This window comes from Luteibacter anthropi (assembly GCF_011759365.1).
Taxonomy (GTDB): Bacteria; Pseudomonadota; Gammaproteobacteria; order Xanthomonadales; family Rhodanobacteraceae; genus Luteibacter; species Luteibacter anthropi.
In genome coordinates, this window is record NZ_JAARLZ010000003.1 from 452,112 (window position 1) to 478,417 (window position 26,306).

Here is a 26,306-nt window from a genome sequence, read left to right on the forward strand (position 1 = left end):
TGCGAACGTCACCAATGGAGTCCGCCCCATCCATGAGCACCGAGCGTCCGTGGCTTGATCATTACCCCGAAGGCGTGCCGGCAGATGTTCCCGTCGACACCTATCGCTCCGTCGCTGCCCTGTGCGAAGAGTCCTTCGCCAAATTCAGCGATCGCCCTGCCTTCCGCAACTTCGGCCACACGCTGACCTATCGCGAGGTCGACGAGCAGTCCAAGGCCTTCGCCGGCTTCCTGCACGGCGAGCTGGGCCTGCGCAAGGGCGACCGCATCGCGATCATGCTGCCCAACCTGCTGCAGTATCCCGTAGCCCTGTTCGGCGCCTTGCGCCTCGGTCTCACGGTGGTCAACACCAATCCGCTGTACACCGCACGCGAACTGCACCACCAGCTGGAAGACTCCGGCGCCAAGGTGCTCATCGTGCTGGACAACTTCGCCCACACCGCCGCACAGGCGCTGGACGGTACGAAGGTGCAGCACGTCATCACCACCGGCGTGGGCGATCTCATCGGCTTCCCGAAGGGCGCGATCATCAACTTCGTGGTGAAGCACATCCGCAAGGAAGTACCCGCCTTCCGCCTGCCGAAGGCCGTGCGCTTCAAGGACGCCCTCGAACGCGGCCGCAAGCATCCGATGCCCAAGGTCGAGGTGAATCCCGAAGACCTGGCCTTCCTCCAGTACACCGGGGGCACCACTGGCGTGGCCAAGGGCGCGATGCTCACGCACGCGAACATGGTCGCCAACATGCTGCAGACCCGTCCGTGGGTGGCGCATCACGCCACGCCGGGCGAAGAGACCATCATCACGGCGCTGCCGCTGTATCACATCTTCTCGCTCACGGTGAACGGCCTCATCTTCACCAGCCTGGGTGGCCTCAACGTGCTCATCACCAACCCGCGCGACATGGCGGGTTTCGTGAAGGAGCTGCGCAAGACCAGCTTCACCGCCATCACCGGCGTCAACACGCTGTTCAACGGCCTGCTCAACACACCGGGCTTCGACCAGGTGGATTTCTCTCGCCTGCATCTGGCCATGGCCGGTGGCATGGCCTTGCAGCGGGCGGTCGCCGAGCGCTGGAAGAAGGTCACCGGCCGCGCCATCATCGAAGGCTACGGTCTTACCGAGACCTCGCCCGTGGCGCTCGCCAACAAGGTGGACGTCAACGAGTACACCGGTTCCATCGGCTACCCCATCCCCAACACCTATGCGGAAATCCGCGACGACGAAGGCCACCCCCTGCCCTTGGGCCAGGAAGGCGAGCTCTGCATCCGTGGTCCGCAGGTGATGAAGGGCTACTGGGCGCAGCCGGAGGAAACCGCGAAGGTGCTCTCCGACGATGGCTGGCTGCGCACGGGCGACATCGCGAAGATGGACGAAACGGGCCAGGCCTTCATCGTCGATCGCAAGAAGGACATGATCCTCGTCTCGGGCTTCAACGTGTATCCGAACGAGATCGAGGCCACGATCATGCATCACCCCGGCGTAGCCGAAGTGGCCGCCGTTGGCGTGGACGACGAGCACTCCGGTGAAATCGTGAAGATCTACGTGGTGCGCAAGGATCCTTCCCTCACCGAGGAAGCCCTGCGCGAGTACTGCCGCGAAAACCTCACCGGCTACAAGCGTCCGAAGCAGATCGAGTTCCGCGATTCGCTGCCCAAGAGCAACGTGGGCAAGATCCTCCGCCGCGAGCTGCGCGACGAGGAACGGAAGAAGAAAAAGGCCGCGCAGGCCTGACAAAAAGGGCCGCGAAAGCGGCCCTTTTTTCATCTCGTCAACGACACCCCTGCCTGGTGGGAGCCGACCGTGTCGGCGATTCCGCGGCAGCGGGCCAGGTTGCCCGCTGCCGCGGAATCGCCGACACGGTCGGCTCCCACAGAAGCTCTCGTCTTTGTTCTTGCAACGTCTGCAAGGGTGAGGGAGTTACTCCTGGTGCCAGGCTTCGAGGGTGTCAGCGTAGCCGCCCAGCAGCTCCCACAGGGGGGCCTGCTTGTCTTCGGGGATGAGGGAATAGCGCAGGCCGATCTGGCGCGCCGAGGCGCGGGCCACTTCGGCTTCCATGTTGATGTGCAGGTCGTGGGCGAACACGATATCCAGCACCCATACCTGCCCCACTACGCCGCTCCAGCGCTGCGGACGCTTCAGCAGCACGCCCGTGGCCGAGATATCGATCAGATCGGTGGAAAAGGCTTCGTGCCCACGGCTCATCAATACGGCCGCAGGTACCTTCATGCGTGCATGGCGCTCGTGCGCCTGTGCGCCGGCCTTATCAAGAGACATCAGTTGTTCCACCCATCCCGGTGCCTTGCCTTTGTCTGTCGCGATCGGCATGACCGCACCTCACAAACTTACGTTCCGTGTCACTTATCGACACATTAGCGCAGTCCGGGGCTCCGTTCACCGTCTTTTCGCGTCACTCCTTACCGCGCGTCTTCAGTACGCCAGCCCGGACCAGCGCCCCGGCGCCGAAGCGCTGGTTGATCCGGTCCTGGACGCCATCGGAGCGTTTTTCCGCTACCGGCGCGGCGAACATATCCTGCTGCTCGTCGCCATGCCGGGCATCGAACCCCGACAGCCCCACCCCGAGCAGGCGAAGCCTCGGTCGCGGATGCTGGTTCCACCAGACCTGAAGCAAGCGACGTGCCACGGCGTAGATCTCGGGCGTGGCATTGCCGGGGACCGGCAGCTGGGCCTGGCGGCTATGGGTGACGAAGGGCGGCTCGCGCAGCTTCACCGACACTGTGCGCCCCTCCAGCTCCCTGGCACGGGCCCTGGCGCCCACCCGCTCGCACTGGCGCAGCAGCCAGGCCTCGGCGATGGGCAGGGTGTCCAGGTCGGTCTCGAAGGTCCATTCGGCACTGATCGACACCTCGGCAGCATCGGCCACGACGGGCCGCTGATCCTCTCCGCGACACAGCGCCCGCAGCTGGGCGCCGTGACGGGGACCCACCGCCTTGTGCAGGCGCCAGTCGTCGGCCCGCAGCAGGTCGCCGATGGTGCGGATGCCGACGTTCTGCAAGGCCTCTTCGGCGACCTTGCCCACCGTCCACATGCGCCCGACCGGCAGGGGGTCGAGATACCCACGCACCTCGTCGGGCCGGATCACCAGGAACCCGTCGGGCTTGGACAGCTCACTGGCCAGCTTGGCCAGCAGCTTGTTGTGCGCCATGCCCACGGAAGCGTTCAGGCCCGTCCGCGCCTTGATGTCGTCCTTGATCTGGCGCCCGATCGCTTCGATGGATGAGAACAGCCGCAGGCTGGCGCTCACGTCGAGAAAGGCCTCATCCAGCGACAGGCCCTCGATCATCGGCGTGAACTGGCCGAACACCTCGAACACCACGTCGGAAATGGCCTTGTAGCGGTCATGGCGGGGAAAGATGTACTGGCCGTGGGGGCAGCGGCGACGGGCCTCTGCCGTAGGCATCGCCGAGCGGACGCCGTACTTGCGGGCCTCGTAATTGGCCGTGGAAACCACGCCCCGGCGCCCCAGTCCGGCCACAATCACCGGCTTGCCCACCAGCGAGGGGTCGTCCAGCTCCTCCACCGACGCGTAGAAGGCGTCCATGTCTACATGGATAATTGCGCGCTGGGCCGGCTGCATGGCCCGTATTGTGCCGGATCGACAGGCGGCCCGCCGCTGGGTCCGCTGGACTTGGGCCGCCACAGGCGATACCCTGTATCCTCATCGGGTGTACTTATTGCGGGCGTCTCGCCCTAGCCGGCGTTATGGATGTTGCCGGCCAAGGTCCACCCTCCGACGTTCCTCAGAGGTAGTGACCCTTTCCGGGGTATCCAACGGTGATGTCTTTCGCTCGTCGGCGACGATGCGGGGCATGCCGGACGACCGGCGGTGTGGCCGCCGGACGGCATCGATGGTTGATTGCGTACCCGGTCGCCCTGGCGGCCCTTCTGACGTGTGCCGATGACTAACGAGACAACCGAAGTCCAGGTGGTCGAAACAACCCGTGACGCTTTTGCAGGCGTTCCGCAGCAACAGGAAATGCCCCTGGCTCTGGTGCGCGGGCAGCCGGTGCTGCAGATGCCGCAGGACCTGTACATTCCGCCGGACGCGCTCGAAGTCATCCTGGAATCGTTCGAAGGTCCGCTCGACCTGTTGCTTTACCTGATCCGGAGGCAAAACCTCGACATCCTCGACATCCCTGTCGCCGAAATCACCCGGCAGTACATGGACTACATCGGGATGATGCGCGAAGTGATGCGCCTGGAGCTGGCCGCGGAATACCTGCTGATGGCCGCGATCCTCGCGGAGATCAAATCCAGGCTCCTGCTGCCCAGGCCACCTGCGGAAGAAGGCCTCGAGGATGATCCGCGTGCCGAACTGGTACGCCGACTGCAAGAGTACGAACGCTTCAAGAGGGCCGCGCAGGACATAGAAGAACTGCCGCGCCTGGAACGCGACACCACCGTGGTGCATGCCTTTGTCGGCGAACAGACTGTGGTACGCGTCCCGCCCCCGCTCGACCTGAAGGAACTGCTGCTCGCGCTCAAGGACGTGCTCAACCGCGCCGAACTGTTCACGCACCATGCGATCCAGCGCGAACCACTCAGTGTCCGCCAGCGCATGGGTGAAGTGCTCGGCTCGCTCACCGGCGGCTCGTTCCACCGATTCGAGACGCTGTTCGACATCAGCGAAGGCCGGCTCGGCGTGGTGGTCACCTTCCTTGCGATGCTGGAGCTCGCAAAGGAAATGCTGGTCGAGATCGTGCAGGAGCAAGCCCTGGGGCCCATCTACCTGCGCACGAAGGTCCAGACGGAGGCCGAGCACGAGGAAGCGCTCGCCTGACGGCCCCCGAGGGCCAGACATGGAATCTGCCGCCGCGCGCGGCGCGTTCGCGAAACCCATCCGCGCCCCGGCGCGGCACACCGAAGGCCTATGCAACCCGAACAACTCAAACCCATCGTGGAAGCGGCGCTGCTGGCGTCGACCCAGCCGATGACGATTCTTCAGCTGAAGGCGATCTTCGGCGAGGAAGAGGAGATCGGCAGCGACGAGCTGGCGGCAGCCCTTGCGGCGCTGACAGCGGATTGCGAAGGGCGTGGCGTCGAGCTGGTGGAAGTCGCTTCCGGCTGGCGCTACCAGGTTCGCCGCGAAGTCCACGGCTGGGTCTCCCGGATGTGGGCCGAACGCCCCAGCCGCTACTCGCGGGCCCTGCTGGAAACCCTGGCGCTCATTGCCTACCGCCAGCCGATCACCCGCCCCGAGATCGAACAGATCCGCGGCGTGGTCGTCTCCTCCAACATCATCAAGACGATGGAAGAGCGCGAATGGATCCGCGTGGTGGGCTACCGGGATGTCCCGGGCCGCCCTGCCCTGTTCGGCACCACCCGCACCTTCCTCGACTACTTCAACCTGAAGTCGCTGGACGCGCTGCCCCCGCTGTCCGAGATCCGCGACCTCGACGAGATCAATCCGCAGCTGCGCCTCGATGGCGACACGGAACCCGCCCCGGCCCGGGTGGCGCTGCCCGACGACGTCGAGGGCGACGACACCGATATCGATCTTCCCGCCGAGGCTTTCGCCACGGCCCCCCTCCCTGGTGACGCCGAGGTCGTTTCGCACGACGACGACGAAACCACGAACGAACGGCCTGCCGGCGACGACGTCGCCGCGGCATCCCCCACTGCCGACGAGGCAGAGAACACCGCAAGCACCGCCGACGAAGACGACGACGGTGCCGAGAAGAACCCCGAGGAGTCACGCGCATGAATGCGCCCCAGCGATCCCTGCTTACCCTGAAACGCGGCGGTAGCGCCGAAGAAGCCGCCCAGCTCGAAGAGCGCCTGCACAAGGTGCTTGCCAACGCCGGGCTCGGCTCGCGCCGGATGCTCGAACAGCGCATCCAGGCTGGCGAGGTCGAAGTCAACGGTACGGTCGCCAGCATTGGCGAGAGCGTGCACGCCGGTGACCGCGTGGTGCTCGACGGCAAGCAGTTCGTCGTCGCCACCGATACCCGCAGCGATGCCGAAGTGCTGGTCTACCACAAGCCGGAAGGCGTGGTGACCACCCGCGACGACACCGAAGGCCGCCCCACCGTGTTCGAACAGCTGCCGCGCCTGAAGGGCGCGCGCTGGGTCGCCGTGGGTCGCCTCGACATCAACACCACCGGCCTGCTGCTGCTCACCACCGACGGCGAACTCGCCAACGCGCTGATGCATCCGAAGAGCGGCCTCGAGCGCGAATACCTCTGCCGCGTCCACGGCGAAGTGCCCGACGAGATCATCGAGCGCCTCAAGGCCGGTGTGGAACTGGAAGACGGCCCGGCCCGCTTCGACGAGATCGGCGTCATCAGCCGCGGCGGCAGCCACAGCTGGTTCCGCGTGACGATCCGCGAAGGTCGCAACCGCGAGGTCCGCCGCCTGTGGGATTCGCAGGGCTTTCTGGTCAGCCGCCTGAAGCGCATCCGCTACGGCAGCGTCGAGCTGCCCCGCGCCCTGCGTCGTGGCGACTGCGAGTCGCTGGACGAAACCGCCATCAAGGAACTGCGCGAGCGCGCCGGGCTCGGTGCTCCCGATCCGGTGCTCACGCTCAACGCCGTGGTGCACCAGCGCCGCGCACCGCGCCACGTCACCGAATACCGCCCGGACAAGGCGACCTCCGGTGGCTGGAGCTCGGCCCGTCATGACGAGGCCCGTGAACTTACCGCCTTCGACCGTATCCGCGACGACAATCCGCGCGGTGGCAAGGGTGGCGGCCGTGGCGGAAACGCCGGGGGCCGCCGTCGCGAGGTGAATGGCAACGTCGATCGTCCGGACCGTCCGGCCGGTGGCCAGCGCAAGTCGTCGCGTCGCGTGGCACCCGGCCAGGAACTGCCGGCCCTGCGCACCTGGTTTGCCGGCGACAGCCGCACCGGTGGCGGCAACGCCAACGGTAACGTGGCGGGTAATCCGGGTGGCGGCAATCGCGGCCCCCGTGGCCCGCGCAGCGGCCAGGGCGGCGGTGGCAACCGCGCCCAGGGCGGTGGCGGCATGGGCCAGGGCGGCCCGGGACGTGCCGGTGGCAACCGTGCTTCGGGCGGTAACGCTCGTGGTCCGGGCGGCGGCAACAGCCGTGGCCCCGGTGGCGGTAACGCCCGCGGTCCGGGCGGCGGCAACAGCCGTGGCCCGTCCGGTGGTGGCAACCGCGGTGGTCGCCCGGGTGGCGGCGGTAACCGTGGCGGTCGTCCCGGTGGCGGTGGCGGCAATCGCGGCGGCAACTTTTGAACACGCTCACGATCTGGCATAACCCGCGCTGTTCGAAGTCGCGGGACACCCTGGCCCTGCTGCAACAGCAGGGCCTTGAGCCGACGATCGTGGAATACCTGAAGACCCCGCCCTCGGCGGCGCAGATCGATGCCGTGCTGAAAGCGCTCGGCATCGAGCCGCGTGAGCTGATGCGCAAGGGCGAGGCGGAATACGCCGATGTATCGGCGAATGCGACGCGCCAGCAGCTGATCGATGCGATGGCGACCACCCCGAAGCTCATCGAGCGTCCGGTGGTCATTCATGGGAAGAAGGCGGCCATCGGTCGCCCCCCGGAAGCCGTCCTGGCCATCCTATAACCGTGCAGGAGCGCGCCTCGCGCGCGACCGGTACGCGATAGATCCCAAGCGCACCGCAGACCACGGCTTCTCGTGGTCCGCCGAAGAAGTTCGTGCGTTATCGGTTTCCCCGGTCGCGCGCGAGGCGCGCTCCTACAAGAGGAGGTCAGCGGTGGCGTGAGGCTAGTTTTTGCACCACGCGCTCGAAGCCGATTCCGCGTGCGCGCAACACCACCATCAGGTGGAAGACCAGGTCGGCGGCCTCGCCCAGCAGGGCGTCGTCATCTTCGGCCACGGCTGCCAGCGCCGTTTCAACGCCCTCTTCGCCCACTTTCTGCGCCATGCGACGGATACCGCCGTCGAACAGCTTCGTGGTGTAGCTGCCTTCGGGACGCTCGGCGTGGCGCGATGCCACCAGCGCATCGAGCTCCGCCAGAAAACCGAGTCGCGGCGCCACGTCGTCACCGAAACAGCTCGTCGTACCCGTGTGACATGTCGGGCCCGCAGGCAACGCACGCACCAGCAAGGTATCGGCATCGCAATCGATTTTCAGGTCGACCAGCGCCAGCACATCGCCGGAGGTCTCGCCCTTGGTCCACAGGCGCTGCTTGCTGCGGCTGTAGAACGTCACCAGACCGCTCTCACGCGTCTTCGCCAGCGCGGCCTCGTCCATATAGCCAAGCATCAGCACCTCGCCCGTACGCGCGTGCTGCACGATCGCGGGAACCAGGCCATCGCCCTTGGCAAAATCGGGAATTGTCGCGGTCATACACGTACCTCGATACCCTGCGCGCGCAGTTCGCGCTTCAGGGCGGGAATGGCGATCTCGCCGGAATGGAACACACTGGCCGCCAGGGCCGCATCGACGTCGGCATCGCGGAATACCTCCACAAAATGTCCGGGCGTGCCGGCACCGCCGGAGGCCACCAGTGGCACGCGGCAGTGCTGGCGGGCCTCGCGCAGCTGCTCGATGTCGTAACCGCGGCGGACTCCATCGGTTCCCATGCAGTTGAGCACGATCTCACCGGCGCCCAGCGCCTGCACTTCGTCGATCCAGTCGAGCGTGCGCTTGCGCAGCGCCTTCGTCTTCGACGGATCGCCGGTGTACTGGCGCACGCGCCACTGGCCGTCGTCATCGCGCAGGCTGTCGATACCCACCACCACGCACTGCACACCGAACGCTTCCGCGATCTCCCCGACCAGCGCCGGACGTTCCAGTGCGGGTGAATTGATCGACACCTTGTCGGCGCCCGCATGCAGCACCTCGCGCGCGTCTTCCACGCTGCGGATACCGCCGGCCACACAGAACGGAATATCGATCTCGCGCGCGACCCGTTCCACCCAGTCGCGATCCACGCGGCGTCCTTCCGGACTTGCCGTGATGTCGTAGAACACCAGTTCATCGGCGCCCTCGTCGCGATAACGCAGAGCGAGCTCCACGATGCCACCCACGACCACGTGGTTACGGAAACGCACCCCCTTCACCACCTGGCCGTCACGCACATCCAGGCACGGCACGATACGTCGGTTCAGCATGTGGCACCTGCCCTGGCCGCCATGTCGAATGCCTCGCCAAGGGTGAATTCGCCCTGTAACAAGGCTCTGCCGAGGATTACCCCGGAAACGCCCTGCAAGGTGAGCGCAGCAATATCGTCGAGTGAACGGACCCCGCCGGAGGCCTGCACGTCCATCGACGGCGCCAGCTGCTCCAGATGACGATAGAGCGCCGTGTTGGGACCGGTCATCGTGCCGTCGCGATCAATGTCGGTGCATAGCAGGTGCCTTGCACCTGCCGCGACGTAGAAAGGCAGCAAGTCGTCGAGGGTGCGCGCCTCGTCGGCAGTCCAGCCAGCACTGGGAAGCTTCCATTCGCCATCGCGGAAGCGGGTATCCAGTGCAAGCACGATACGCTCGGCGCCATAGGTCGCCAGCCAGCGCGCTACGGTATCGGGCTCGCGGATGGCGATGCTGCCAACAACGACACGAGACACCCCGGCATCGAGCAGTCGTTTCACACCGTCTTCGTCGCGCACCCCGCCACCGGCCTGAACATGCAGGCGCCCGGCATCCACGATGCGCGACAGCGTCGGCAGGTTTTCGAACTGCCCCGACCGCGCGCCGTCGAGATCGACCACATGCAGCCACGCGCTGCCTGCATCGGCATAACGGCCGGCCAGGGCCAGGGGCTCCACGTCGAACGTGGTCTGCTGCGCGTAGTCGCCCTTGAACAGGCGCACCACCTTGCCGTCGCGCAGATCGATGGCGGGAATCGGGAGGGTCATAGCGAAAGAAAATTCTTCAGGAGTCGGGCGCCCACGCCGGCGGAACGCTCGGGGTGGAACTGCATGCCCATGAAATTGCCGGAGGCGACCATCGCGGAGAACGGCACGCCATGCTCGCTGGAAACCAGCGTGTAATCGCCGCTGGGCACCCTATAGCTGTGTACAAAGTAGGCGGTGTCGTGGGCTTCCAGCCCCGCCGTGAGCGGATGCTCCGCTTCGCGGCGCAAGCTGTTCCAGCCCATGTGCGGTACACGCAATCCGGGAGACTCGGCAAAGCGTCGTACCGTCGCCGGGATCACACCCAGGCATTCGGTATCGCCCTCTTCCGAGCGCTCGCACAGCAGCTGCATGCCGAGGCAGACGCCCAGCACCGGCTGGGTGAGGCCACGCAAGACCTCCACGAGACCCGCCTCGCGAAGGCGTCGCATCCCAGGCGCGGCCGCGCCGACGCCGGGGAGGATCACGTGCGTTGCCTCGCGGATACGACTGGCATCCGCGGTCAGTTCCGCATCGGTGCCCAACCGCTGCAACGCATAGCGCACCGAGCCGATGTTGGTGCCACCGGCATCGACAAGGACCACACGCATCACAGGCTCCCCTTCGTGCTCGGCAGCTCCGCACCTTCGCGACGGATCGCCTGGCGCAGGGTACGCGCTACGACTTTAAAGCAACCCTCCACCATGTGGTGGGCGTTCTCGCCTTCCACCGTGAGGTGCAGGTTGGCGCCCAGCGTTTCGCACAGGGAGCGGAAGAAGTGCGGCACCAGTTCGGTCGGCACATCGCCCACGCGGTCACGCGGGAACTCACCGTTGAAGACGAAGTACGGTCGGCCCGAGAGATCCAGCTCGGCACGCGCGGCGCTCTCGTCCATCGGCAAGGCAAACCCATATCGGCCGATGCCGCGCTTGTCGCCCAGTGCCTGGCGCAAGGCCTGCCCCAGCGCCAGTGCGGAATCCTCGATGGTGTGGTGTTCGTCGACCTGAACGTCGCCATCGCAGCGCAGATCCAGCGCAAAACCGCCGTGCTTGCCAATCTGTTCGAGCATGTGGTCGAAGAAGCCGAGCCCGGTGTGCACGACAGGCTCGGCGATGCGGTCCAGATCCACGCGGACGCGAATGGAGGTTTCCTTCGTGCGACGGATGACCTCGGCCACGCGCGGTGCGTCGAGCAGGCCATGGGCAATCGACGCCCAGTCCTGTCCATCAGGCCCCACGCGAAAACCGCGCACGCCCATGTTCGCCGCGAAAATCATGTCGCTCTCACGGTCGCCGATCATGGCCGACTGGGCACGGCTCCAGCTGTCGTCGGCCAGCCAGTGACGGGCGAGACCCGTGCCCGGTTTGCGCGTATCCCGGTTCTCGTGCGGGAAACTGCGGTCGATCAACTGCTCGCGGAACACGATGCCCTGCGACGACAGGATGCGCAGCAACAGGGCATGTGGGCCGTCGAAGGTATCCTGCGGGAACGATGGCGTGCCCAGGCCGTCCTGGTTGGTCACCATCACCAGCTCGTATCCCGCCGCGACACAGCGCTGCAAGGCGGCGATGACACCCGGCAGCAAGGCGAGCTTTTCGTAGCTGTCGATCTGCTGGTCGGCCGGTTCCTCGATGAGGCAACCGTCGCGATCGACAAAAAGAATCTTCCGGCTCATGCGCCTTCTCCCGCCCGCAGGATCGCCAGCACGCGGTCATTCTCGTTACCGGTGCCCACCGTAATGCGCAGGGCATCGGAAAGCCCCGGATAACGGGTGATATCACGCACCACGATGCCAGCGGCAAGCAGGCGACGATAGGTGCCGGCCGGATCGTCAAAACGCACGGCGATGAAGTTGGCATGCGAGGGAAGCACGGCGCGTACGCCGGGCAATGTCGCCAGCGCCTGCGTCATGCGCGCCCGCTCGGACAGGGTCTCGCTCACATGGTGGCGCTGCACGCGGCGCCCTTCGTACGAAAGTGCAGACAGTGCCGCCTCGACGCAGGGCGTGGGTAGCGGATACGGCGGGATGATCCGGCGCAGCAGGCCGATCACGTCTTCCCGCGCCATCACCGTACCCACGCGCGCACCTGCCAGGGCCCAGGCCTTGGACAGCGTACGCAGCACGGCAACGTTGTCGAATTCATCAAGCAGGGTCGCCGCACCCGGCGCGCCGCTGAACTCGGCATAGGCCTCGTCGATCACCAGCACGGCACGGCCTGCCAGTTCGCGAGCAATACGACGAAGGGTTTCATGCTCGACCAGGTTGCCCGTGGGATTGTTGGGCGAGCACACAAAGACCAGGCGCGTACGCTCCGTCACGCTGGCCAACAGACGATCGACATCGAGTGCACCGGAGGCATCCAGCGGCGACTCGATGACGGCTGCATCCTGGATGCGTGCGCAGATCGCGTACATGCCGAACGTCGGCGGTGAAATCACGATGGCATCGCGACCGGCGCGACAGAAGGCACGTACCAGCAGGTCGATGGCCTCGTCGCTGCCTCGGGTGACAAGCAGCTGCGATGCATCGCGACCGTACAGCTCGGCCAGCGCTTCGACGAGCGCACGCGGCTGCGGGTCCGGGTAACGGTTCAACCCCTCGCCTCCCGGGATATCCGCCGGTCGTGACGATTCATTGGCGTTGAGCAGCACCGTGCCACCGGATGCTTCCATCCGTGCGCTGGAATACGGGGCAAGGGCGCGGATTTCCTCGCGGGCAAGATCCAGCACGCTCATGCCACGGCATCCATGGCGGCAAGACGCAGCGTCACGGCCCGGCGGTGGGCTTCCAGTTGCTCGGCCTCGGCAAGAATCGCGGCGCACGGCCCGATGTTGCGCAGGCCATCCGCCGAGAGTTCCTGCACGGTGACCTGCTTCTGGAAGCTGGCCACGGAGACACCGCTGTAGCTGCGTGCATAGCCGTAGGTGGGCAGCACGTGGTTGCTGCCGCTGCAATAGTCACCCACCGATTCCGGCGTCCATTCACCGAGGAAAATGGACCCTGCCGACTCGATATCGTCGAGCAGTGCACGCGGATCGGCGGTCTGGATGATCAGGTGTTCCGGCGCATATCGGTTGCTGACTTCCACCGCCTGGGCAAGATCGCTTACGAGCACCAGGCGACTTTCGCCAAGCGCCTTCGCCGCAACCTCGGCACGAGGCAAGGCGAGACGCTGGCGCTCTACCTCGTCGGCCACACGATCGAGCAGATCCGCCGACGGGCTTACCAGCAGCACCTGAGAGTCCGGCCCGTGCTCCGCCTGCGATAGCAGGTCGGCCGCCACGAAGCGTGCATCCGCATCGGCATCGGCGATCACCAGGACTTCGGAGGGGCCGGCCGGCATGTCGATCGCCGCACCGGCCGGATCGCCGGCCACCTGGAGCTTCGCCTCGGTGACCCAGGCGTTGCCGGGGCCGAAGAGCTTGTCGCAACGGGGTACCGTGTCGGTTCCGTACGCCATGGCGGCGATGGCCTGCGCGCCACCGAGCTTGAAGACGCGATTAACCCCCGTGGCCTTCGCGGCATACAGCACGGCATCATCGCATCGGCCGTTCGCCTGTACCGGCGTACACAACACCACTTCGCGGCACCCGGCGATCACGGCCGGCACGCCGAGCATGATGGCCGTGGACGGCAACGGCGCACCACCGGCCGGCACATACAGGCCGACGCGGCGGATGGGACGCAACACGCGTTCGACGCGTACCCCCGGCGCTGTTTCGACAGAAACAGCGGTGGGCGCCGCAGCGCGGTGGAAGCTTTCGATACGTGACGCGGCTTCGCGTACGGCTGCCTTGAGCTCCGGCGCAAGCCGCGCTTCGGCAGCAGCGAATTCGTCGTCGCTCACGCTGAGTGCGTCCAGCGATGCACCATCGTAGCGCTCGGTCAGCTCGCGCAGTGCCACGTCACCGCGTGCGCGCACATCGGCGACGATGGCCTCGACGCCTTCGCGAAGCGGTTCAGCCCGCGATTGCGCCGGTCGCGCCAGGGCCGCGTCGCGGCCGGGTTCGTCCAGCGTGTTCCAGTCGATCCGTTTCATGCCAGCATCTTCTCCACCGGCAGCACCAGCATGTCGCGGGCACCGGCGCGTTTCATGTCTTCCAGCTGCCGCCAGCTCACCGAGCCGGCGCACAGCGCCTGCACCACCACCTGGTCCGGTGCGCCGTCCACCGCCGTGAGCGTGGGGATCGGCAGGCCGGGCAACAGGCGGGTAATTTCGTCGAGTGCGTTGCGTGGTGCCTGCAGCAGGATCAGGCGCGAATCGCGCACCTGGATCACGCCATCGAGACGGCGCAGCAGCAGCTCGGCAATCTCGCCGCGTTCGTCGGTCGGCAGGTCGCGAGGCCCCGCCAGCACGGCCTCGCTCTCCACCAGCACGGCGGTTTCGCGCAGCTGGTTCGCCACGAGGGTGGCGCCGCTGGAGACGAGGTCGCAGATGGCATCGGCCGTGCCCAGGCGGGGGGCGATTTCCACGGAGCCGGCCAGGTAGACGACCTTCGCGTCCACGCCGTTGCTGCGCAGCCATTCGCCCAGCAGGCCGGGATAAGACGTGGCGATGCGCTGGCCGCCCAGCTGTGCCGGGGTGTCGTAGGGTTCGTCCTGCGGCAGGGCAATGGAAAGGCGGCAGCGGCCGAAGCCCAGCGGGCGCAGCTCATCCAGTGCCACCCCGGCTTCGGGATGGGAGTACTGGTATTCCTGCAGCACGTTGCGACCGACGATGCCCATGTCGCAGACGCCCTCGGCGATAAGACCGGGGATGTCGTCGTCGCGGACCAGGAGCAGATCCACGGGCTCGCCCTCGCCGAAGCAGAACAGCTTGTCGCGACTCTGTCGGAATTTCAGCCCGCAGCGGGCGAGCAGCTCCTGCGCCGGCTCGGTCAGCCGGCCCGACTTCTGCATGGCGATGCGCAGGCGGTCACGCGGCTTCATGCCTCACCCCCGAGGTTGCGGCGGGCCGCGGCGGCCATGTAGCCCCCGTTGCCCTGGTTGAGATACCGGGCGACCCGGCCGATGGTGGTGATGCTCACCGCCGTGCGCTCATGGATTTCCCGGTAGGAGCGCCCTTCCAGCAGGTGCGGCACGACCCGCCAGCGATCCACCATGACCTCGATTTCGGCCGGGGTGCAAAGGTCGTGGAGGAACGCCCGCATTTCCTCCACGGAGGACAGGCCCAGCAGGGCCTCGCAGAGGCTGGTTTCGGCCGAATCGGCCGGGGTATCGGGATCGAGCGAGCGACGCTTCATAGTGTACTAACGCGTTAATACGATAACTCATCGTAACGCTGTAACCCGGCCGAGGCAAGCGCCCACATGCGATTGCGCTTTTCTTCCATATCCCGAGGGGCAATGGCTCGCCAACATGGCGGAAATCGCCTTGAAGGAGAGCCCCTGCCGTGACCTGCACCGTGATCATCGCCGACGACCATCCCGTCGTCGTCGCAGGCGTCGAGACCGTCCTCACCGCGCACCGCTACACCATCATGGCCCGGGCCTACGACACCGACACCCTGCTCCGGGACATCACCGAGAACCCTTGCGATGTACTGGTCACGGACTTCTCCATGCCCGACGGCACCCACCCCGATGGCATGCCGATGATCCGCCGCATCCGCAGCCTCCGGCCCGACGTGGGTATCGTGGTGCTCACCATGCTCAGCAACCCGGCCATCCTGCGTACCCTGCTCGACATGGGCGTGGCAGCCATCTTCGACAAACGGACCAACCTGAAGGACATCCCCGTGGCGGTCCATGCGGCGGACGTCGGTCGCTGCTACCTGAGCCCGGCGGTACGCCGCCTGTTTCATCAGGCCGACTGCGCCGACCAGCGCAACGACCTGGACGCACGACTCTCCCCGCGCGAGGTGGAGGTGCTTCGCGCGTTCGCCGAGGGGTTTTCGTTATCGGATATCGCTGGCGCGATGGGGCGCAGCTTCAAGACGATCAGCCGGCAGAAGCGCTCGGCGATGGGCAAGCTGGGCCTCGCCAACGATGCCCAGCTCTACCAGTTCCTGGCCGGTGTCACCGCCAGCCGGCTGGGGTCACGCTCCGTGCACCTGAAGGCGGCCGCCGCACTGACGGCCACCGCCTGAGAGGCGGATCAAGCCACCAGGCGGCCGGAAGCCACCAGCTCACAGACGAGGCGCACCTCGCCATCCATCGCCCGGTCGCGCTGCATGAAGGCGATGTGCTCGCGCAGGCTCGACAGCGCCTTGCGTACAGCGTGACCGCCGTGGAAGTCGTCGGCGCTGGCCAGTGCCTGCATCAGCGCCCGCACTTCTTCTTCAAAGCGGGCGTAATGCGGCGAATCGCTGCGCGGGGCACCGGAGACCTTGGCGGCCAGGGCCTGCCAGTCGCCGCGATGAGCCAGCGTGCGGGCGGCATTGAGCATGTCCTGACGGTATTCCAGCGCCTGGGCGGCGGTATACAGCTCCATGGCCAGCACGTGACCGAGGTCTTCGGTCATCTCCAGCACGTGGCGGGCCTCGTTGGCGCCCATGGACACGTGGTCTTCCGCATTCGCACTGGTGGGCACCGAGTAAACGGAGGCCGGGTGCGCACGCGTGGCGAGATCGTTCACCAGCGCGGCGGCGGTGTACTGAACAATCATGAAGCCCGAATCCGTGGCGTCTTCATTGCCGATGAGGAAGGCCGGCAGGCCGTCGTTGTTGGCCGGGTCCACCAGCTTTGCCGTGCGACGCTCCGAGATGGAGGCCAGCACCGGAATCGCCGCCTTCACGTAGCTCATGGCCAGGGCCAGCGGCATGCCGTGGAAATGGCCGGCGGAGATCACCTGGTCTTCGATGACCTGGGCATTCTCTGCGTCCGGGAACACCAGCGGGTTGTCGGTGACGGCGTTGAGTTCGATATCGAAGACGCGGCAAGCCTGCTCCCACGCATCGCGCACCGCACCGTGCACCTGCGGTGCGCAGCGCAGGCAGTAGGCATCCTGCGGCTGGTGCTTCTTGCCACCCTTGAAGGGCAGAAAGCGCGCATAGAACGCCTCCTTGCCATGACGCTGAGTGGCCGGCACCCAGTCCCAGCCGATGTCGAAGCGATGGGCCTGGTCGGCAGGCTCCGACCACGAATCCGCCAGCCAGGGCCGGAAGCGCGGCACGAGGTGATAGGCGATGTCCGCCAGCGTGGAGCCTTCCAGCAGGCCACGGATGCTCCGGGCTGCCTCGACCTGTCCCGGATGGGGGCGAAGCTCGTGCACCTGTTCGGCGTAGGCGCCCGTGCGACCGGCGAAGGCGTCCAGCGTCATCGCGGCAGCCAGGTCGGCCGTGCGGATCAGCATGTCCATGGTGTCCAGCGCGAGCACGCCCGTGGCGAGCATCTGCGTGGTGCCATTGTTGAGGGCCAGGCCCTCCTTGAACGACAGCCGCACCGGTTCGAGACCGGCCCTGGCCAGGGCATCGGCACCGCTCAGGCGCTCGCCCTGATAGAAAGCCTCGCCACCGCCCAGCAGGACGATGGCCAGGTGCGACAGCGGGGCGAGATCGCCACTGGCGCCCACCGAGCCCTTTTCCGGAATGACGGGGATAACGTCGCGATTGAGCAGTTCGGCCAGGGCGCGCAGTGTTTCCACGCGAATACCCGAGTGACCGCGCATCAGCGTGTTGACGCGGATGGCCAGCATCGCGCGCACCACGTCTACCGAGAACGGCTTACCCACGCACACCGCGTGCGTGATGATGAGATTGCGCTGAAGTTCTTCGAGCAGCGTCCCTTCGGTGGTTTCCGGGTTGCCACCGGGCAGCTCGTCGCGCACGCGATGCGCACCGAGCAGCTTGTCGGCATTGCTGCCGAAACCCGTGGTCACGCCGTAGATCGGCTCCCCGCCCCCTACCTTCTCGGCGAGGAAGTCCGCCGCCCGCTTCACCTTCAGCAACTGGGTTTCGTCGAGGCGGATCGAGGCGCCCTGACGGGCGATGGCGGCGACCTGGGCGCGGGTGAGGCTGCGCCCGTCGAGGAGGATGCTGTTCGTCATGGGGAATCCCGGGGGAAAGGGGGGTACGAAGAAAACTCAGCGACCGATTTCGGCCTGGGCCAGTTCGACACGCAAGGTTTTCACCAGATCGGCGCGCGATACCTCGAACTGGTCTTCGCGGCGCAGGTCCTTCACGGTGACGACGTCCTTGGCGACTTCGTCTTCACCGATGACGATGGCGAAACGGATGCCGGCGCGGTCCGCGTACTTGAACTGCTTGCCGAGCTTGCCGCTTTCCATCACCACCTCGGTGGCAATACCCGCACCGCGCAGGTCGTTGGCAACGGCAAGGTAGGTGGGCAGCAGCGAGGGGTCCATCTGCGTCACGAGCACATCCACCGTGCTCTGCGCCGTCGAGATGAGCCCCGCATCGCGCAACTGCCAGTACAGGCGCGTAAGACCAATGGAAATGCCCACGCCGGGCAGGTGCGACTTCGTGTACTGCCCCGCCAGGTTTTCGTAGCGACCGCCGGAGCAGATCGAACCGATACCCGGGTGATCGTTGAGCGTGGTCTCGTAGACCGTGCCCGTGTAGTAATCCAGGCCGCGCGCGATCGAAAGGTTAAGCGCGAAATAGGATTCCGGCACGCCGAAGTCGCGGATGAGCCCCAACACTTCCTTCAGCTCCGCCCTGCCCTGCTCGAACACTTCCGAGCCATTGCCCAGCGCATCGAGTTTCACGAAGGCGTCGTCAACCGACGTGGAGCGCACCTGCACGAACGCGAGAATCTTTTCCGCCGCCTCGGCCGAGAGACCGAAGCCCTCGCCCGTGAGTGTTTCGCGGACATAGTCAGGACCGCGCTTGTCGAGCTTGTCGACCTCGCGCAGCACCAGCATCTGCTGTTCCGGATCGGTGACACCCAGGTTTTCGAAGTAACCGCGCATCAGCTTGCGGTTGTTGAGCTGGATGGTGAACGCACCGATGTTCAGTTCACGGAACACGCTGTGGATCACGGCCGGAATCTCGGCGTCGTAACGCACCGAGAGGGAATCCTTGCCGATCACGTCGATGTCGCACTGGTAGAACTCGCGGAAACGGCCACGCTGGGCACGCTCGCCGCGATAGACGCGCTGCATCTGGTAGCGACGGAACGGGAAGCTGAGATCGTGTTCGTGCTCCGCCACGTAGCGGGCGAGCGGCACGGTGAGGTCAAAGCGCAGCGCCAGCTCGGGCACGCCGTTTTTCGTCTCGGCGTTGAGCGAGCCGGTGGACTGCACGAAGTAGACCTGGCGCTCGGTTTCGCCGCCCGTCTTGGTCAGGAGGACGTCGCTATGCTCGATCACCGGCGTCTCGATCGGCAGGAAGCCGAAACGCTCGTAGTTGCGGCGGATCGTGTCCAGCATGCGCTGGAAAGCAATCTGGTCGAGCGGCAGGAGCTCGAGGACACCAGGCATGGTGCGGGCCGGGGTGAGTGCCATGCAATTCCTCTTGGGACAGGCTGTACGGAAGCCGCCAGGCGGCAGCCCGTTAGAGTACCAGATGGCGTCAGGGCGCTCCGGGAGCCCCGTGTAAAAAATTTGAGAACACCTGTTGCCATCCGGGGCCGCCATGGCTAATATACGCGGCTCCCGTCGGGGTGTAGCTCAGCCTGGTAGAGCGCTACGTTCGGGACGTAGAAGTCGCAGGTTCGAATCCTGTCTCCCCGACCAATGAATCAACAAAAACACCGGCCTCTGGCCGGTGTTTTTGTATGCGCGATCCATGCGCGGCGACACTCAGTATGCCGCGACGAACACCTCCACCACCTTGCCCATCGCCTCGCGCCAGCGCCGCTCCAGTTGCGGGGTGAGCTGGTCGTCCCGTTCGCGCACCGCGAGCATCAGACTTTCCAGCCAGTGCTGGTGAAATACCGGAGAAACCGGCGCCCTGCCCGTTCTCGCATGCACGCGAACCATCTCATCAACCGGCCGCCTCGCCATGCCATCGCCCGCTGCCCAGGAAATCGCCAGGCTGATACCTCGGCGCAGGGCCATATGCTGTTTCTGGAAATCGGTGCGCGCGAACAGTGGCGAGATATCCGGATCCCGGGAAAGAAGGATTTCGTAGAAGCGCTCGATGAAGCCGCGCGAACGCAGGCAGCGACCGTAACTGGCCTGCAAATCGTCGTATCCCGTCGACATGGGTCATTCCCGCCAGAAAACGCCCAGACTAGGACGAAGCACGCGCAGCGCCCCTGACCTGGATCAATTCCTTGACTGGGATGTGCCTGGAGTACGAGCCGGAAACACGATGCGCTGAAACGCAAAACGCCCCACGAAGGGGGCGCTTTACGTAACTGGCGGAGAGTGAGGGATTCGAACCCTCGATAAGGCTTTTGACCCTATACTCCCTTAGCAGGGGAGCCCCTTCGGCCTCTCGGGCAACTCTCCGGATTGTTTCGCCGATCTGACCAACTCAACGAGCCAGCAAGGATACTTGCCCTTGCGCGGCTCGTAAAGCCTTATTGATCGTTACCGGAATGGTCGCCGGTATCGCCTTCGTTCTTGATGCGCTGGTAGATCTCTTCGCGGTGAACCGCAACGTTCTTCGGCGCATTGATACCGATGCGGACCTGGTTACCTTTCACACCCAGGACGGTGACGGTCACCTCGTCGCCGATCATCAGGGTTTCACCGACCCGGCGGGTCAGAATCAGCATGATTGATACTCCATAAAATCAGGTATTGGCTTCCCCACCAACGACAACTCACCCCGAGTGCTTGTCGCCGATGGATCGACGTTTCGACCATCGAAGGCCGAACTGCCTTCCCCGGCTCATAAGTTGTGTTTGTCGCTGACCAGCTGTCCTGCCTTCGACCCTTTGCCGGATCGATGCCGAAGGATGCGCTCGACATTCGGCTGATACTAGCTGAGCCAAACCGACTGGCGCAACGCACGCGACCGTGAAGACCAACGCCGGCTGCTCGATCGGAGCGGCCGGCACCTCGCAAGAACTTTGGATCAGCCCAGCTTGCCCGCGATCCATGCCGGAATGCCGGCCAGGATGGCAGGCAGGCCGGGGGCATCCAGGCCGCCGCCCTGGGCCATGTCCGGTCGGCCGCCGCCCTTGCCTTCGATCTTCGAGGCAACCTCGGCAACGAGGTCGCCCGCCTTGATCCGGCCCAGGGCAGAACCGCCCACACCGGCCACGAGCGACACGCGCCCATCGGCCGCGCCGGCAAGGACCACCGCGCAATCGCCGAGCTGCTGTTTCAGCACGTCGAGACTGTCGCGCAGCGACTTCGCATCGAGGCCTTCCAGGCGTGCGGCAACCACCTTGATACCCGCGATATCGGCAGCGGAAGCGGCCAGATCGGCCGAAGCCGAGCTGGCGGCCTTGGCCTTGAACGATTCGATCTCGCGCTCGAGTTTCTTCTGGCGATCGAACAGCTGCCGCAGCTTCTCGATGACGTCGTCACCCGTGGCGGCAAGAAGGCCTGACACCTCGCCGAGAATGCGCTCTTCGTCGGCTATACGGGCCATGGCACCGGCACCCGTGACGGCCTCGATACGGCGCACACCGGCGGCCACGCCCGACTCGGACACGATCTTGAACAGGCCGATATCACCCGTGCGCGACACATGCGTGCCGCCGCACAATTCGGTGGAGAAGTCACCCATTTTCAACACACGCACTTCCGAGCCGTACTTCTCGCCGAACAGGGCAATGGCACCGAATTCGATCGCGTCGTCGTAGCCCATGTGATGCACTTCGGCCTGATCGTTGCGACGGATCTCATCGTTGACCATGCGCTCGATCTGCGCGAGTTCTTCGGCCGAAAGTGCCTTGAAATGCGAAAAATCGAAGCGAAGACGCTCCGGCGCCACCAGCGAACCCTTCTGCGCCACATGATCACCCAGGACCGTGCGCAGGGCCGAATGCAGCAGATGCGTTGCCGAATGATTGAGCACGGTGGACTGACGCTGCGCGGCATCCACCGAGGCCGTGACGAGGTCACCCTTGTTTAACGCGGCAGAGCCCTGCCACGTGCCGAAATGCGCGAAGAACACGCCACCGACCTTCTGGGTGTCCTGCACGGCCAGCGCGCCCGACGGATTGCGCAACATGCCCGTGTCGCCAACCTGGCCGCCGGATTCGGCGTAGAACGGCGTGCGATCAAGCAGGAGGAAACCCTCCTCGCCATCGGCGAGGGTATCCACCGCCTTGCCCTCGCGAACGATGGCGACGACACGTGCATCGGCGAGATCCAGAACCTCGTAGCCGGTGAACACCGTCGGCGCCAGCACGCTGGCCACTTCGGCAGGCAGCTGCGCCTTGGTGGCGAAGTTGCTGGCGGCACGTGCACGTGCACGCTGCTCGCCCATGGCCTGCTCGAAGCCGGCCATGTCGACGGTCATGCCACGCTCACGCGCGATATCTGCCGTGAGATCGACCGGAAAACCATAGGTGTCGTACAGGCGGAACGCATCGGCGCCCGGGATAACCTGGCCCGACTTCGCGGCGATGTCGTCGAACAGGCGCATGCCGTGTTCCAGTGTCTCGCCGAAGCGCTCTTCTTCCGTCCGGAGCGCCTGCTCAACGAAGGCACGCTTTGCGGCCAGCTCAGGATAAGCCTCGCCCATTTCCTCCACGAGCGGCGCGACCATCTTCCAGAAGAAGTCACCGCGCACGCCCAGCATCCAGCCATGGCGCAATGCGCGGCGGATGATGCGGCGAAGAACGTAGCCACGCCCCTCGTTCGACGGCAGCACGCCATCGACGATGAGGAACGATGCGGCGCGGATGTGATCGGCAATGACGCGCAGCGACTTGTTGGACAAGTCGGCCGTGCCGGTCAGGCGCGATGCCTCGCCGATGAGGTGGGCGAACAGGTCGATCTCGTAGTTGGAATGCACGTGCTGGAGTACGGCCGCAAGGCGCTCCAGGCCCATGCCCGTGTCGACGCACGGCGCCGGCAGGGGCGACAGCGTGCCATCCGGTGCGCGGTCGAACTGCATGAACACGAGGTTCCAGATTTCGATGTAGCGATCACCGTCTTCGTCGGGCGAGCCGGGGGGGCCGCCGGCAACATCCGGACCGTGATCGAAGAAGATTTCCGTACACGGACCGCAGGGGCCGGTATCGGCCATCTGCCAGAAATTGTCCGAGGCGAACGGTGCGCCCTTGTTGTCGCCGATACGCACGATGCGATCGGCCGGCACGCCGACTTCCTTGTTCCAGATGTCGAAGGCCTCGTCGTCCGTGTGATACACGGTGACCCAAAGGCGGTCGGCCGGCAGCTTGTAGACGCTGGTAAGCAGCTCCCAGGCGTAGGCGATGGCGTCGCGCTTGAAGTAATCGCCGAACGACCAGTTGCCCAGCATCTCGAAGAAGGTGTGGTGGCGGGCGGTGTAGCCCACCTGGTCGAGATCGTTGTGCTTGCCACCCGCGCGCAGGCAGCGCTGGACGTCGGCAGCCCGGACGTAGCCCGGCTTTTCGCTGCCCAGGAACACGTTCTTGAACGGGACCATGCCCGAGTTCGTGAACAGCAGCGTGGGGTCGTTCGACGGCACCAGCGATGCCGAAGGCACGATGGTGTGGTCCTTGGAACGGAAGAAGTCGAGGAAGGTCGAACGAATGTCGGCGGTTTTCATGAGCGATCGTGGCTGGCGGCTGCGTGTCACGGAGACGCTCCGGCCGGAATCAAGGCTCGTTGCCTTCAGTCGTCGTCGGGGTCTTCCGCATCGGCGTGGGTAAGAACACGTACTGTGGCGGCCGCGAAGCCTCGACGCAAGAGGAACTGCGCCCTTCGGGCCCGCTCAGCCGGGTCCGCGCTGCCCGCGCCATAGCGTCGGCGCAACTGATCCGCGGCAATTTCGTGCCAATCGACACCGGCCTCCTCCAGCAGGGTGCGGACCTCGCTGTCGGCAAGGCCCTGGCTGCGCAGCTCGGCCCGTATGCGGGCCGGCCCATAGCCCTGCCCTACCCGGGTGCGGAGCAACGACTCCGCGAATCGCCGGTCATCCTGATAGCCCTGGCCTTCCAGCCGCTCGACGGCGGCCGTGGTTTCCTCACGCGCAAAACCGCCGCGCTCCAGCTTCTGCCGGAGTTCGCGACGGGAGTGTTCACGGCGGGCCAGCAGGCCCAGCGCCTTGTCGTAGGCGCTGCGGGAGGGGCGGCCGGCGTTGCCGGACTCGCCCGTCCCGCCGCTACGGTCAGGCTTCCTCGGCCTCATCCTGCTCGGTGTCGTTCGAGGCGCTGTTGCCGTTGCCCGGCTTCACGAGCAGGCGCGCGCGCAGTTCGGCATCGACTTCGTTGGCAATGGCCGGGTTGTCACGCAGGAACTGGCGGACGTTTTCCTTGCCCTGGCCGATGCGGTCGCCCTTGTAGCTGTACCACGCGCCGGACTTGTCGATGAGGTTCTCGCGAACGCCCAGCTCGATGATCTCGCCTTCGCGCGAGGTGCCCTCGCCGTAGAGGATCTCGAATTCGGTCTGGCGGAACGGCGGCGCCACCTTGTTCTTGACCACCTTCACGCGGGTTTCGGAGCCGATGACTTCCTCGCCCTTCTTCACTGCGCCGATGCGGCGGATGTCGAGGCGCACCGAGGCGTAGAACTTCAGCGCGTTACCACCGGTGGTGGTTTCCGGGCTGCCGAACATCACGCCGATCTTCATGCGGATCTGGTTGATGAAGATGACCAGGCAGTTCGACTTCTTGATGTTGGCCGTGAGCTTGCGCAGGGCCTGGCTCATCAGGCGGGCGTGCAGACCCACGTGGGAATCGCCCATCTCGCCTTCGATTTCGGCCTTGGGCGTGAGTGCTGCCACGGAGTCGACCACCACCATGTCGACGGCGCCGGAGCGCACGAGCATGTCGGCGATTTCGAGCGCCTGTTCGCCGGTATCCGGTTGGCTGACCAGCAGGTCGGCCACGTTGACGCCCAGCTTTTCGGCGTAGGACGGGTCGAGTGCGTGCTCGGCATCCACGAAGGCCGCCGTGCCGCCACCACGCTGGCACGAAGCGATGGCCTGCAGGGTAAGCGTGGTCTTGCCCGAGGATTCCGGGCCGTAGATCTCGACGATGCGGCCGCGAGGCAGGCCGCCGATGCCGAGGGCGATGTCGAGACCCAGTGAACCGGTCGACACGGTGTCGATCTGGTCGTCGACCCGGTCGCCAAGACGCATCACGGCACCCTTGCCGAACTGTTTCTCGATCTGGCCAAGGGCGCTGGCCAGCGCCTTGCGCTTATTGTCGTCCATCGTGATTCCGGTCTCGTAAGTAGTGAGGTTATGTTGCCCGACCGTGGTCTCAGGGACTGCGATCCGCAATCCCCAAGTGTGCCATAGCCTCAGGGCTTCTTCAGTTCCTCGACCATTCCAGCGAGTGCGGCCGCCACCGTCTGCCGCCGCACCGCCTCGCGATCGCCTGCAAAATGGAAGAGCGTGGCGTGGGCGTAGCCCCCGCGGCGCTTCCAGCCGATCCAGACCGTACCCACGGGCTTGTCCGCGGTACCACCGGAGGGGCCCGCAATACCGGTGACCGCCACCGCCACGCCGGCGCCATAGCGGGCGACGGCACCGGACACCATCTCCAGCACGGTCTCCTCGCTCACCGCACCGGTGCGCTCCAGGGTGCGCGGGTTGACCCCTAACAGGGATTCCTTGGCGCTATAGCTATAGGTGACCACGCCGGCCTCGAACCACGCCGAACTGCCCGCCAGGTCGGTGAGCGACTTGGCGATCCAGCCACCGGTACAGGATTCGGCCGTGGCAACCATCACGCGGCGCTCGATGGCGGCCGTCGCCACCTGTTCGGCCAGGGCCATGAGGTCGGAATCGGCAGGAACGGGGATCGGGGTCATAAAGGCTGCCTTCTAGTGCAATGCGGAATCGGCACGTTCTACACCCTCGCAAAGGGGGCGCCAAGCGCAATTGGGGGCAGACAGGCCTGCTTGCCAGGTACTCCTGCCCGGCCCAGAGCCAAACAGCCTCGGTCACACCCGAAACAGCATGAAGTCGCTGACGCCGCCTACACGCCACCTACTGTTTCATCCACGCAACACAGGGACAGCGGGCTGAGGGGCGCCGCGGGCCAGACCGACTAACGCAACCCTTTTGTGACGGTCAAAATAGCCAATACACGTTATGAAAGCCATGCGCGTGCGTATGCTTTTTATCTCGCATTCTCCTCCAAAAAGGGGAGGAAATTCGACGATACATATCGCGGAACGTCATTAACGCGCATCGCTGGCCGTTGCTTTTCGAATGACTTGGTGATGGCCGTCTGGACGTCCAGTCAAAGGGGTAATGCATGTCGATATGGGTCGAGGATAGAGCCGCCGAAGTCGCGCCGACACGTACGCATGGATGGACAAGTCTCCCGCTTTCCACACGAGTCACCAACAAAAAATACGACCGTCAACATTCCGACTTTATGACAATGGTCAAATACGCAACCGTCATACATGCCATGGATGTCAAGGCATGTTTCGCGTCTTTATTCTGTGAAATCAATCACGAAGATAAATTTTTTCCGGTCTAGCCAAATGATGAATGATGAGTTATTTTTTTGACGCGGACTGAGTCCGCTACGGGGAGTCCACTATC

The 26,306-nt window shown here is 65.3% G+C and carries 25 protein-coding genes and 2 tRNA genes; 7 read left to right on the forward strand and 20 right to left on the reverse strand.

What is annotated here, in order from left to right:
- Positions 1-32 precede the first annotated feature (32 nt).
- Complete coding sequence (locus HBF25_RS07590) at positions 33-1,730, forward strand: AMP-binding protein (protein WP_166947240.1); 1,698 nt, start codon at positions 33-35, stop codon at positions 1,728-1,730.
- A gap of 186 nt (positions 1,731-1,916) precedes the next feature.
- Here the strand turns inward: HBF25_RS07590 and HBF25_RS07595 are convergent, their stop codons facing one another.
- Complete coding sequence (locus HBF25_RS07595; RefSeq protein WP_166947241.1) at positions 1,917-2,273, reverse strand: PilZ domain-containing protein; 357 nt, start codon at positions 2,271-2,273, stop codon at positions 1,917-1,919.
- A 133-nt stretch (positions 2,274-2,406) separates the two neighbouring features.
- A complete protein-coding gene (dinB, locus tag HBF25_RS07600) occupies positions 2,407-3,594 on the reverse strand; it encodes a DNA polymerase IV (protein WP_279588185.1) in 1,188 nt (395 codons plus the stop codon).
- A gap of 399 nt (positions 3,595-3,993) precedes the next feature.
- On the opposite strand from dinB, the gene HBF25_RS07605 reads away from it, so the two are divergent.
- The 4 genes from HBF25_RS07605 to arsC all read left to right on the forward strand — a co-directional run bounded on the left by HBF25_RS07605 (position 3,994) and on the right by arsC (position 7,552).
- The gene (locus HBF25_RS07605) at positions 3,994-4,797 is read left to right on the forward strand and encodes a segregation and condensation protein A (RefSeq protein ID WP_243853126.1); all 804 of its coding nucleotides are present in this window, start codon (positions 3,994-3,996) and stop codon (positions 4,795-4,797) included.
- Positions 4,798-4,887: 90 nt separating this feature from the next.
- Positions 4,888-5,721 (forward strand): SMC-Scp complex subunit ScpB, encoded by an 834-nt coding sequence (scpB, locus tag HBF25_RS07610; protein ID WP_166947244.1) that lies wholly within the window; start codon positions 4,888-4,890, stop codon positions 5,719-5,721.
- On the forward strand, positions 5,718-7,214 hold the full coding sequence (locus tag HBF25_RS07615; RefSeq protein ID WP_166947245.1) for a pseudouridine synthase: 1,497 nt from the start codon (positions 5,718-5,720) through the stop codon (positions 7,212-7,214). Before scpB ends, HBF25_RS07615 begins: the two co-directional genes overlap by 4 nt.
- Positions 7,211-7,552 carry an arsenate reductase (glutaredoxin) gene (arsC, locus tag HBF25_RS07620; protein WP_166947246.1) on the forward strand — a complete coding sequence of 114 codons (342 nt, stop codon included), beginning with the start codon at positions 7,211-7,213 and terminating at the stop codon, positions 7,550-7,552. The genes HBF25_RS07615 and arsC overlap by 4 nt, the downstream gene beginning before the upstream one ends.
- 145 nt (positions 7,553-7,697) lie before the next feature.
- On the opposite strand, the gene hisIE is transcribed toward arsC, so the two are convergent.
- From hisIE to HBF25_RS07665, 9 genes are read right to left on the reverse strand one after another with little or no spacing between them, the layout of a single operon-like run.
- Positions 7,698-8,300 (reverse strand): bifunctional phosphoribosyl-AMP cyclohydrolase/phosphoribosyl-ATP diphosphatase HisIE, encoded by a 603-nt coding sequence (gene hisIE / locus HBF25_RS07625; protein ID WP_166947247.1) that lies wholly within the window; start codon positions 8,298-8,300, stop codon positions 7,698-7,700.
- Complete coding sequence (gene hisF / locus HBF25_RS07630; RefSeq protein WP_166947248.1) at positions 8,297-9,067, reverse strand: imidazole glycerol phosphate synthase subunit HisF; 771 nt, start codon at positions 9,065-9,067, stop codon at positions 8,297-8,299. Before hisF ends, hisIE begins: the two co-directional genes overlap by 4 nt.
- Complete coding sequence (hisA, locus tag HBF25_RS07635) at positions 9,061-9,813, reverse strand: 1-(5-phosphoribosyl)-5-[(5-phosphoribosylamino)methylideneamino]imidazole-4-carboxamide isomerase (protein WP_166947249.1); 753 nt, start codon at positions 9,811-9,813, stop codon at positions 9,061-9,063. Before hisA ends, hisF begins: the two co-directional genes overlap by 7 nt.
- Positions 9,810-10,400: an imidazole glycerol phosphate synthase subunit HisH gene (gene hisH / locus HBF25_RS07640; protein ID WP_166947250.1), complete on the reverse strand. Its 591-nt coding sequence runs from the start codon at positions 10,398-10,400 to the stop codon at positions 9,810-9,812. Before hisH ends, hisA begins: the two co-directional genes overlap by 4 nt.
- On the reverse strand, positions 10,400-11,464 hold the full coding sequence (gene hisB, locus HBF25_RS07645; protein WP_166947251.1) for a bifunctional histidinol-phosphatase/imidazoleglycerol-phosphate dehydratase HisB: 1,065 nt from the start codon (positions 11,462-11,464) through the stop codon (positions 10,400-10,402). Before hisB ends, hisH begins: the two co-directional genes overlap by 1 nt.
- Entirely contained in the window at positions 11,461-12,525 is a 1,065-nt protein-coding gene (hisC, locus tag HBF25_RS07650; protein ID WP_166947252.1) for a histidinol-phosphate transaminase, read from the reverse strand. The genes hisB and hisC overlap by 4 nt, the downstream gene beginning before the upstream one ends.
- On the reverse strand, positions 12,522-13,829 hold the full coding sequence (hisD, locus tag HBF25_RS07655) for a histidinol dehydrogenase (protein ID WP_166947253.1): 1,308 nt from the start codon (positions 13,827-13,829) through the stop codon (positions 12,522-12,524). Before hisD ends, hisC begins: the two co-directional genes overlap by 4 nt.
- A complete protein-coding gene (hisG, locus tag HBF25_RS07660) occupies positions 13,826-14,719 on the reverse strand; it encodes an ATP phosphoribosyltransferase (protein WP_166947254.1) in 894 nt (297 codons plus the stop codon). Before hisG ends, hisD begins: the two co-directional genes overlap by 4 nt.
- A complete protein-coding gene (locus HBF25_RS07665) occupies positions 14,716-15,033 on the reverse strand; it encodes a YerC/YecD family TrpR-related protein (protein WP_166947255.1) in 318 nt (105 codons plus the stop codon). Before HBF25_RS07665 ends, hisG begins: the two co-directional genes overlap by 4 nt.
- A gap of 149 nt (positions 15,034-15,182) precedes the next feature.
- On the opposite strand from HBF25_RS07665, the gene HBF25_RS22530 reads away from it, so the two are divergent.
- The gene (locus tag HBF25_RS22530; protein WP_166947256.1) at positions 15,183-15,878 is read left to right on the forward strand and encodes a response regulator; all 696 of its coding nucleotides are present in this window, start codon (positions 15,183-15,185) and stop codon (positions 15,876-15,878) included.
- Positions 15,879-15,886: 8 nt separating this feature from the next.
- Here HBF25_RS22530 and HBF25_RS07675 read toward each other — a convergent pair whose 3' ends face one another.
- On the reverse strand, positions 15,887-17,776 hold the full coding sequence (locus HBF25_RS07675; protein ID WP_166947257.1) for an HAL/PAL/TAL family ammonia-lyase: 1,890 nt from the start codon (positions 17,774-17,776) through the stop codon (positions 15,887-15,889).
- 36 nt (positions 17,777-17,812) lie between these two features.
- Positions 17,813-19,195, reverse strand: coding sequence for a histidine--tRNA ligase (hisS, locus tag HBF25_RS07680; protein WP_166947258.1), 1,383 nt, complete (start codon positions 19,193-19,195; stop codon positions 17,813-17,815).
- A 154-nt stretch (positions 19,196-19,349) separates the two neighbouring features.
- Between hisS and HBF25_RS07685 the strand changes: the two genes are divergently transcribed.
- Positions 19,350-19,426: transfer RNA gene (locus HBF25_RS07685), tRNA-Pro, on the forward strand.
- A gap of 66 nt (positions 19,427-19,492) precedes the next feature.
- On the opposite strand, the gene HBF25_RS07690 is transcribed toward HBF25_RS07685, so the two are convergent.
- The 7 genes from HBF25_RS07690 to HBF25_RS07720 all read right to left on the reverse strand — a co-directional run bounded on the left by HBF25_RS07690 (position 19,493) and on the right by HBF25_RS07720 (position 25,561).
- Positions 19,493-19,897, reverse strand: coding sequence for a globin (locus HBF25_RS07690; RefSeq protein WP_166947259.1), 405 nt, complete (start codon positions 19,895-19,897; stop codon positions 19,493-19,495).
- A 156-nt stretch (positions 19,898-20,053) separates the two neighbouring features.
- Positions 20,054-20,146: transfer RNA gene (locus HBF25_RS07695), tRNA-Ser, on the reverse strand.
- A gap of 71 nt (positions 20,147-20,217) precedes the next feature.
- Positions 20,218-20,415 (reverse strand): carbon storage regulator CsrA, encoded by a 198-nt coding sequence (gene csrA, locus HBF25_RS07700; RefSeq protein WP_166947260.1) that lies wholly within the window; start codon positions 20,413-20,415, stop codon positions 20,218-20,220.
- 302 nt (positions 20,416-20,717) lie between these two features.
- Positions 20,718-23,351 carry an alanine--tRNA ligase gene (gene alaS, locus HBF25_RS07705; protein ID WP_166947261.1) on the reverse strand — a complete coding sequence of 878 codons (2,634 nt, stop codon included), beginning with the start codon at positions 23,349-23,351 and terminating at the stop codon, positions 20,718-20,720.
- Positions 23,352-23,416: 65 nt separating this feature from the next.
- Complete coding sequence (locus tag HBF25_RS07710; RefSeq protein ID WP_166947262.1) at positions 23,417-23,932, reverse strand: regulatory protein RecX; 516 nt, start codon at positions 23,930-23,932, stop codon at positions 23,417-23,419.
- Complete coding sequence (gene recA / locus HBF25_RS07715; RefSeq protein ID WP_166947263.1) at positions 23,913-24,959, reverse strand: recombinase RecA; 1,047 nt, start codon at positions 24,957-24,959, stop codon at positions 23,913-23,915. The genes HBF25_RS07710 and recA overlap by 20 nt, the downstream gene beginning before the upstream one ends.
- Positions 24,960-25,048: 89 nt before the next feature.
- Positions 25,049-25,561, reverse strand: coding sequence for a CinA family protein (locus tag HBF25_RS07720; RefSeq protein ID WP_166947264.1), 513 nt, complete (start codon positions 25,559-25,561; stop codon positions 25,049-25,051).
- Positions 25,562-26,306: the final 745 nt, after the last annotated feature.

What these genes read in the sequence shown, in the direction of transcription:
- HBF25_RS07590 (WP_166947240.1), top strand. Translation starts at nt 33, where the DNA reads ATGAGCACCGAGCGTCCGTGGCTTGATCATTACCCCGAAGGCGTGCCG.
- HBF25_RS07595 (WP_166947241.1), bottom strand. Translation starts at nt 2,273, where the DNA reads ATGTCTCTTGATAAGGCCGGCGCACAGGCGCACGAGCGCCATGCACGC.
- dinB (WP_279588185.1), bottom strand. Translation starts at nt 3,594, where the DNA reads ATGCAGCCGGCCCAGCGCGCAATTATCCATGTAGACATGGACGCCTTC.
- HBF25_RS07605 (WP_243853126.1), top strand. Translation starts at nt 3,994, where the DNA reads ATGCCCCTGGCTCTGGTGCGCGGGCAGCCGGTGCTGCAGATGCCGCAG.
- scpB (WP_166947244.1), top strand. Translation starts at nt 4,888, where the DNA reads ATGCAACCCGAACAACTCAAACCCATCGTGGAAGCGGCGCTGCTGGCG.
- HBF25_RS07615 (WP_166947245.1), top strand. Translation starts at nt 5,718, where the DNA reads ATGAATGCGCCCCAGCGATCCCTGCTTACCCTGAAACGCGGCGGTAGC.
- hisIE (WP_166947247.1), bottom strand. Translation starts at nt 8,300, where the DNA reads ATGACCGCGACAATTCCCGATTTTGCCAAGGGCGATGGCCTGGTTCCC.
- hisF (WP_166947248.1), bottom strand. Translation starts at nt 9,067, where the DNA reads ATGCTGAACCGACGTATCGTGCCGTGCCTGGATGTGCGTGACGGCCAG.
- hisA (WP_166947249.1), bottom strand. Translation starts at nt 9,813, where the DNA reads ATGACCCTCCCGATTCCCGCCATCGATCTGCGCGACGGCAAGGTGGTG.
- hisH (WP_166947250.1), bottom strand. Translation starts at nt 10,400, where the DNA reads ATGCGTGTGGTCCTTGTCGATGCCGGTGGCACCAACATCGGCTCGGTG.
- hisB (WP_166947251.1), bottom strand. Translation starts at nt 11,464, where the DNA reads ATGAGCCGGAAGATTCTTTTTGTCGATCGCGACGGTTGCCTCATCGAG.
- hisC (WP_166947252.1), bottom strand. Translation starts at nt 12,525, where the DNA reads ATGAGCGTGCTGGATCTTGCCCGCGAGGAAATCCGCGCCCTTGCCCCG.
- hisD (WP_166947253.1), bottom strand. Translation starts at nt 13,829, where the DNA reads ATGAAACGGATCGACTGGAACACGCTGGACGAACCCGGCCGCGACGCG.
- hisG (WP_166947254.1), bottom strand. Translation starts at nt 14,719, where the DNA reads ATGAAGCCGCGTGACCGCCTGCGCATCGCCATGCAGAAGTCGGGCCGG.
- HBF25_RS07665 (WP_166947255.1), bottom strand. Translation starts at nt 15,033, where the DNA reads ATGAAGCGTCGCTCGCTCGATCCCGATACCCCGGCCGATTCGGCCGAA.
- HBF25_RS07675 (WP_166947257.1), bottom strand. Translation starts at nt 17,776, where the DNA reads ATGACGAACAGCATCCTCCTCGACGGGCGCAGCCTCACCCGCGCCCAG.
- hisS (WP_166947258.1), bottom strand. Translation starts at nt 19,195, where the DNA reads ATGGCACTCACCCCGGCCCGCACCATGCCTGGTGTCCTCGAGCTCCTG.
- HBF25_RS07690 (WP_166947259.1), bottom strand. Translation starts at nt 19,897, where the DNA reads ATGTCGACGGGATACGACGATTTGCAGGCCAGTTACGGTCGCTGCCTG.
- csrA (WP_166947260.1), bottom strand. Translation starts at nt 20,415, where the DNA reads ATGCTGATTCTGACCCGCCGGGTCGGTGAAACCCTGATGATCGGCGAC.
- alaS (WP_166947261.1), bottom strand. Translation starts at nt 23,351, where the DNA reads ATGAAAACCGCCGACATTCGTTCGACCTTCCTCGACTTCTTCCGTTCC.
- HBF25_RS07710 (WP_166947262.1), bottom strand. Translation starts at nt 23,932, where the DNA reads ATGAGGCCGAGGAAGCCTGACCGTAGCGGCGGGACGGGCGAGTCCGGC.
- recA (WP_166947263.1), bottom strand. Translation starts at nt 24,959, where the DNA reads ATGGACGACAATAAGCGCAAGGCGCTGGCCAGCGCCCTTGGCCAGATC.
- HBF25_RS07720 (WP_166947264.1), bottom strand. Translation starts at nt 25,561, where the DNA reads ATGACCCCGATCCCCGTTCCTGCCGATTCCGACCTCATGGCCCTGGCC.